Raw genomic sequence first — 6300 nt, 5'->3', positions numbered from 1 at the left:
TCCGTACGCCGCCACGGAACGACCGGGCCCGGCGCCCTCCGCCACCGCGCGGACGGGCGCCGGGCCCTCCCGCTGCCGCCTCCCGGGCGGCGCCCCGGATCTGCGCCCCGGATCTGCCGTTCGGCAGATGTGCGCCGGACCCCCGCAAGGAATGCTGGACATCAGAACACCAAGGAGGCAGCACCATGACACAGGTGACCGACAGCGCGGCGTTACCGCGACAGGCCCGCACCCCGGGCGCCGTGCGCCGCCGGCTGGCAGGCTGGCCGCGATGGATCGGGTACGCGGCCTTCCTGGTGCTGCTCGCCTACGGACTGGCCCAGACGTACTGGGCCCTGGGCGGATCCGGCTTCCCCTTCGGAGCCGATGACGCCAACCCCGAGTACTCGGCCTTCGAACACGTGGGCCGGGCCCGGCTCGCCCCCTGGCTCGCCGCCGGGTTCCTGCTCAGCGCGGGCGTGGCCCTGCTGCTGGCGCTCCCCGGGCGCCGCCGGATCCCCACCCCGGTCCTGCTCGGCGCCACCGCCCTCTCCGGGGCCGCCGTCTTCTTCACGCTGGCCGACTTCCGCATCCTCGGGAACCTCGCCTACGTCTTCATGCTGAAGTTCAGCGCCATCAACTGGACCGTCATCAACCAGCTGTTCGCCGTGACCTCGGTGGCGCTGATGGCCGTGTCCGCGATCGCCTACCAGCGCCGGACCACCGACGCCTGCGGCAACTGCGGCCGCACCGCGGCCGGCGCCGAATGGACCTCACCGGCCGCCGCCGCGCGCTGGGGCCGCAAGGCCGCGTACACCGCGGTCGTCGTGCCGCTGCTGTACGCCTCCACCCGCTGGGCCTGGGCCCTGGGCTACCCGCTCGGGATCTCCGACAAGCTGTGGCAGGAGGGCAAGGCGGACCACCTCTGGATCTTCGGCGCGGCCCTCGCCACCATGGGCGCCCTCGGCTCCCTGCTGACCCTGGGCCTGGTGCAGCGCTGGGGCGAGGTCTTCCCGCGCTGGATGGTGGGCCTGCGGGGCAAGCGGGTGCCGATCAGCCTGGCGGTCGTGCCGGCCTGGCTGATCTCCCTCATGGTGACGATCGCCGGAGTCATGTACATCCGCCTGCACTTCCAGGGGGCCTTCGACAACCAGAAGGACGACTGGGGCGCCACGGTCCCCGAGACGGTCTGGCCCGTCTGGGGCATCGCGCTGGCGGCCGCGGCCCTCGCCTACTACTTCCGGCGCCGCGGCACCTGCGGGCACTGCGGACGCGGCTGAACGCCGGTCCGGCGGCTTCGAAGTTTCTGATCCAGCGTTGAGCGGTGCCTCCGCCTCGGTGAGAGTGAAAGCGAGGCAATTGCCCCTAAACAGATGGGATGAGAGCGTGCGTAAATTCGCTTCAGGCATCGCGGCGGCGGCCCTGGCCGGTACGGCCCTCCTCGGCGTCGGCCAGGCCCACGCGGCCACCGCGCCGGCCGCCCCCGCGGCGGTGGCCACCACCACCGCGCCGAGCTGTGTCACGGCACAGAGCGCGGTCATCTTCTTCCGGTTCGTGACCGTGTGGATGACCAACAACTGCACGACCACGCAGCGGGTCACGCCGACCTGGACCAGCGTCATGACCCCGGCCCCCGAGTGTTACGAGATCCAGCCGGGCCAGGAGGCGAAGTTCCAGCGGGACTTCCCGATCATGGGCACCAGCTGGAAGTTCAAGGAACTCGTCACCTGCTGACCCCTTTCCCTTTCCCTTTCCGTTCCTGACGACCACCCCCCAGTGCCGGCGGTTCCCGGTCCGCGCCCCCGCGGACCGGGAGCCGCCTTCCCGTTTGCGCCCGCCCGGGCGGCCGCGCCGTATCTGCCGATCGGCAGATGTGCCGCGGCGCCCCGCACGGCAGCCTTGTTCCCACGACGAAAACAGATTCCGCTCCGAGCGGTGAATTCAGAGGAAGTCCGTCATGCCGCATACAGCCACCGGCACAGCCACCGAAACGCGTACCGGGGAAACCTCCCCGGATTCCGTGCCCCGCCGCCGCTGGTGGTCCAGGTGGCCGGACTGGGCCGGGTACCTGGCGGTCGTGTGGTCGGCGCTCTACGGGGCGGCGGCGCTGTACTGGTCCCTCGGCGGGGACGCGTACCCCTTCGAGAAGGTCCGCAACGACCGCTCGTCGGGATCGCTCCTGGAGCCGAGCCGGGCCGCGGTGGTCGCCCCCGCGCTGGCCGTGTTCTGCGCCCTCGGCGTGGCCGCCGGAATCCTGATGCTGAAGAACCGCGGGACCGGCCGGTTCCGTACGGCCCTGCTCGCCTACGGGTGGACGGCCGGCATCGCCCTGACCTTCCTGATCCCCGACTACTCGCTGCTCGGCCTGCTGGTGTTCTCGCCGGTCCTGCTCGTCTTCGCCTTCACCGGGGTGCCGGGCCCGCAGGACATGGGCGACATCCTGTACTGGCACCGCGGCAACCTGATGATCGTCTTCCTCGGCGGGCTGCTGTGGATCGCCGCGACGCTCGCCCACCAGCGGCGCACCAACGGGAGCTGCGCGCACTGCGGCCGGGCCCCGCACGGCGGCGGCGCCGGGAACGACCCGGCCCGGCTGCGCACCTGGGGAACCCGGGCGGTGTACCTGGCCGTCCTCTCGACCCTCCCGTACGACATCACCCGCATCGCCTGGTACTTCGGCTGGCCGCTCGGCATCACCGACGCCTTCCTCAAGGAGATGCAGGACACGCCCAACATGCTGGAGATGGGCCTCGGGCTGGGCGTGCTGTCGACCCTGGGCAGCCTGCTGATGCACGGGCTGGTCGCCCGGTGGGGCGAGGTCTGGCCGCGCTGGGTGTGGTTCAAGAAGGGCCGCACGATCCACCCGGCGACCGCCGTCATCCCGGCCACGGTCATCGCGGTCGTGCTCGTCCCCGCCGGCGTGATGGCCGTACGCGCCTTCGAGGCCGCCTCGTGGGGGATCACCGGCCCCGCGATCCTCTGGGTGGTCTGGGGCGCCGCCCTCGGCGCCGCCACCTACCTGTACCACCTGCGCCGCCGCGGCCAGTGCCGCAGCTGCGCCCGGCAGTGACGTCCCGTGAGCGTCCGCCGTTCAGCGCGCAGCGCCGGTCGCTCACGAGACCTTGCGGAAGCTGCGGATCGCCAGGGGCGCGGTGAGGGCCACGACCACCAGGCAGATGCCCAGCGGAGCCAGGACGGTGCTGAGGTGCGGCTCGCCGAAGGCCAGGTCGCGCGCCGCGGTGATGGCGTGGGACATGGGGTTGACCTCGGCGAAGCCCTTGAGCCAGCCCGGCAGCCCGTCGGCGGGCACGAAGGCGTTCGAGGCGAAGAGCAGCACCATGTTGATGATGCCGCCGATGGGCTGGAGCGCCTCCGGCCGGCGCAGCCACGCGGACAGGGCCATGAACACCCAGCCCAGCGACCAGCCGAGCACCACGGCGACCAGGACCGCGCCCAGCGCGCCGGGGATGCCGCCCGCCGGGTCGAACCCGAAGACCAGCGCCGCGGCCACCAGCATGACCAGCATGTTGACCGTGTTGAGCACGGTGTCGGCGATGCTCCGGCCGATCAGGATGGACGCGGTGTGGACGGGCATCGCCTTGAAGCGGGCGATGATGCGGTTGTTCAGCTCCGTGGTCAGGGCCACGCCCGACTTGAGCCCCGCGCTGATCGAGCCCGTGACGAGGAAGGCGGGCAGCAGGTAGTCGATGTAGCTGACCCCGGCGGGGAACGCGGTGGTCTGGGAGACGCTCTTGAACACCTGGCTGAACACCGTCAGCATCAGGATGGGTTCCAGGGCGCCCGGCAGGACCAGCGCGGGCTCGCGCAGGGCGCGCAGCGACCGGCCCGACAGGACGTAGATCTGTTTGAGCACGCCGGTCCCGCCGAAGCGCGGGGGCGGTGCGGCGGCGGCCGCGCGGGCCGCCCGGCCGGCCGGCCGGCTGGTGGTGATGGTCATCGGGGTATCCCTGCCTAGCGTCCGGTGGAATGGTTCAGGGCCATGTACACGTCGTCGAGGGACGGTTCGGCGAAGGCCAGTCCGGCGAGGTCCACACCCGCCTCGTCCGTCGCCCGGACGACGCGGGCCAGATCGGTGGAGTCCATGACGGGCATCGTCAGGACGAGCCCGTCGTCCTCGTGGGCGGGGGAGAAACCGGCCCCCGTCAGGGCCTCGGCGGCCCGCGGGCGGTCCGTCTCGCCGCGCACCGTGACGGAGACGCTGCGCCGTCCGATCCGGGCCTTCAGCTCGTCGGCGGTGCCGGACGCGATGACCCGGCCCGCCGCCAGCACGGTGATCGAATCCGCCAGGTAATCGGCCTCGTCGAGGTACTGCGTGGTCAGCAGGACCGTGGTGCCGTCCTTGACGAGGACCTTGACGATCTCCCAGAGGGCGCGCCGCGCCGCGGGGTCGAGGCCGGTGGTGGGCTCGTCCAGGAAGATGACGTCGGGGTGCCCGACCAGGCCGGCCGCGAGGTCCAGGCGGCGGCGCATGCCACCCGAATAGGTCTTCGCCTTGCGGCTCGCGGCGCCCGTGAGGTCGAAGACCTCCAGCAGTTCGTCGGCGCGGACCGCGGCCTGGGCGCGGGACGCGCCGAGCAGCCGTGCGATGAGGATGAGGTTGTCGCGCCCCGAGAGGGTCTCGTCCACCGCCGCGTACTGGCCGGTGAGCCCGATGCGCCGGCGGACCTCCTCCGCGTCCCGGGTGACGTCGAGTCCGGCGACCAGGGCCCGGCCCGCGGTCGGGAGCGCCAGCGTGCTCAGGATGTTGACGAGCGTGGTCTTCCCGGCGCCGTTGTGGCCCAGGAGGCCCAGCACCGTCCCCCGCTCGGCGCCGAGGCTGACGCCGTCGAGCGCCCTGGTCGCGCCGAATGCCTTCGATACGTCCTGGACTTCGATCATCATGTCGTCCATGAATTCTTTTCCTCGCTCGATACCGGGAGCCCACCAACGGTCGTCGGGCGTAATTCAGGAATGACCGAAATGGCTACCATGGGCCGTTACCTATAAGGGGTACGGTAGTGGCGGCATGCGGAAATCCGGAGCGAGGATCAGAAGTCTCGAAGTGATATTGCGGGGCGGCCGGGGAAAGTGCTATTCCGGGATGGGCAGCGCGGCGGACGTACGCCACCCGCCGTCGGGCCGTACGCCGAAGTCGAGGGTGCCGCCGAGCGCCGCGGCGCGTTCGGCGAGGCCCGCGAGGCCCGAACCGCCGCCGCGGCGGACCCGCTCTCCCTGCCCCCCGTCCTGGAGCGACGGGGGACCGTTGGTCACGGACACGGCCAGTACGGGGACGGGTCCGGAGAGGTCGGGCAGCACCCGGACGCGGACCAGCGGAGTGGTCGGCGCGTGCCGGCGGATGTTGGTCAGCGCCTCCACGACCGCCCGGTGGGCGGTGCTCGCCGCCTCCCGGGGGACCCGGGCGACATGAGCGGGCGACAGGTCGATGTCGAGGTCGACCTCGGCCCGCCCCGCGGCCCGGAAGCGGTCGATGACGTCCACGATGTCCGCCAGCCCGTACGCCTGCGGCTGGCCTTCACCGGCGCGGCCGCCCGCCGATCCGGCGTCGGCGCCGTCGAGCATGTGCACCGTACGGTCCATGGAACCCAGCGCCTGGAGCCCCGCGGCCTCGATCTGCGCCAGCAGCGGCAGGATCCGCTCCGGCTGGGTGGCGCCCACCACCTGCGCGGCCTGGGCGAGCACCACGATGCCCGAGACGTCGTGGGCCACGAAGTCGTGCAGGTCCCGGGCCAGTTGCAGGCGCTGGGTGCGGCGGGCGTCGCGCACCGCGCGCAGCCTGCGGGACTCCAGCGTGCGCAGGTAGCCGCCCACCGCGGCGGCCCCGATGGCGCCGAGCCCGAAGAAGGCGCTCTGCGCGGCGGCTTCCAGGAAGGTCGGCGGCAGTTGGAGGCGCAGGACGACCGTCGACTCCAGCAGCCCGGTCACCGAGCCGAGCACGACGGCCTGCCGGGCGGGAGCGCGCCGCGCCAGGAGGAGGACGAGCACCAGCAGGGCGGCCGCCTCGACCAGGGCGAGGAGGCCCGCCGGACCGGGCTGCGTCCCGGCGGGCGGCGGGACCTGCGCGGCCGTCCCCAGCGCCGAGGTCACGGCCACGGCCGTGGCCGTCGCCGCGAGCGGGACCCGGGCGGGGAAACAGGTCAGGGCGAGCGCCGCGACGACCGCCACGGCCATGGGCAGGACGGCCCGCCAGCCCGCCGCGGGGGCGGCGAGGAGGGCGGCCGTCAGGGCGCCCGCTCCCAGGACCGCGCAGAGGACGCTGGGACCGAGGCCGCGTAACCGGTGTCGTGTGTCGGAGGACATAGG

The 6300-nt window shown here is 72.7% G+C and carries 6 protein-coding genes; 3 read left to right on the top strand and 3 right to left on the bottom strand.

The window, feature by feature from the left end; genetic code table 11:
- Positions 1-185 precede the first annotated feature (185 nt).
- From OHS33_RS12650 to OHS33_RS12640, 3 genes are all read left to right on the top strand, one after another.
- A complete protein-coding gene (locus OHS33_RS12650) occupies positions 186-1259 on the top strand; it encodes a hypothetical protein (RefSeq protein ID WP_330330497.1) in 1074 nt (357 codons plus the stop codon).
- 106 nt (positions 1260-1365) lie between these two features.
- Positions 1366-1713: a hypothetical protein gene (locus tag OHS33_RS12645; RefSeq protein WP_330330496.1), complete on the top strand. Its 348-nt coding sequence runs from the start codon at positions 1366-1368 to the stop codon at positions 1711-1713.
- Between the two features lie 223 nt (positions 1714-1936).
- On the top strand, positions 1937-3049 hold the full coding sequence (locus OHS33_RS12640) for an NYN domain-containing protein (protein ID WP_330330495.1): 1113 nt from the start codon (positions 1937-1939) through the stop codon (positions 3047-3049).
- A gap of 42 nt (positions 3050-3091) precedes the next feature.
- Here OHS33_RS12640 and OHS33_RS12635 read toward each other — a convergent pair whose 3' ends face one another.
- The 3 genes from OHS33_RS12635 to OHS33_RS12625 form a co-directional block, all read right to left on the bottom strand.
- On the bottom strand, positions 3092-3937 hold the full coding sequence (locus OHS33_RS12635; protein ID WP_330330494.1) for an ABC transporter permease: 846 nt from the start codon (positions 3935-3937) through the stop codon (positions 3092-3094).
- A 14-nt stretch (positions 3938-3951) separates the two neighbouring features.
- Positions 3952-4890 (bottom strand): ATP-binding cassette domain-containing protein, encoded by a 939-nt coding sequence (locus OHS33_RS12630; RefSeq protein WP_330330493.1) that lies wholly within the window; start codon positions 4888-4890, stop codon positions 3952-3954.
- Positions 4891-5070: 180 nt separating this feature from the next.
- Positions 5071-6297, bottom strand: a complete 1227-nt coding sequence (locus OHS33_RS12625) for a sensor histidine kinase (protein WP_330330492.1) — start codon at positions 6295-6297, stop codon at positions 5071-5073.
- Between the last annotated feature and the right edge of the window lie 3 nt (positions 6298-6300).

Origin of the sequence: Streptomyces sp. NBC_00536 (assembly GCF_036346295.1) — a bacterium.
Lineage (GTDB): Bacteria > Actinomycetota > Actinomycetes > Streptomycetales > Streptomycetaceae > Streptomyces.
The sequence above is the reverse complement of the archived record's forward strand: the minus strand, read 5'-3'. Positions and strand labels throughout refer to the sequence as shown.

Bases quoted from the DNA above. Each gene is read 5' to 3' on its own strand.
- OHS33_RS12650 (WP_330330497.1), top strand. From the start codon at position 186: ATGACACAGGTGACCGACAGCGCGGCGTTACCGCGACAGGCCCGCACC.
- OHS33_RS12640 (WP_330330495.1), top strand. From the start codon at position 1,937: ATGCCGCATACAGCCACCGGCACAGCCACCGAAACGCGTACCGGGGAA.
- OHS33_RS12635 (WP_330330494.1), bottom strand. From the start codon at position 3,937: ATGACCATCACCACCAGCCGGCCGGCCGGCCGGGCGGCCCGCGCGGCC.
- OHS33_RS12630 (WP_330330493.1), bottom strand. From the start codon at position 4,890: ATGGACGACATGATGATCGAAGTCCAGGACGTATCGAAGGCATTCGGC.
- OHS33_RS12625 (WP_330330492.1), bottom strand. From the start codon at position 6,297: ATGTCCTCCGACACACGACACCGGTTACGCGGCCTCGGTCCCAGCGTC.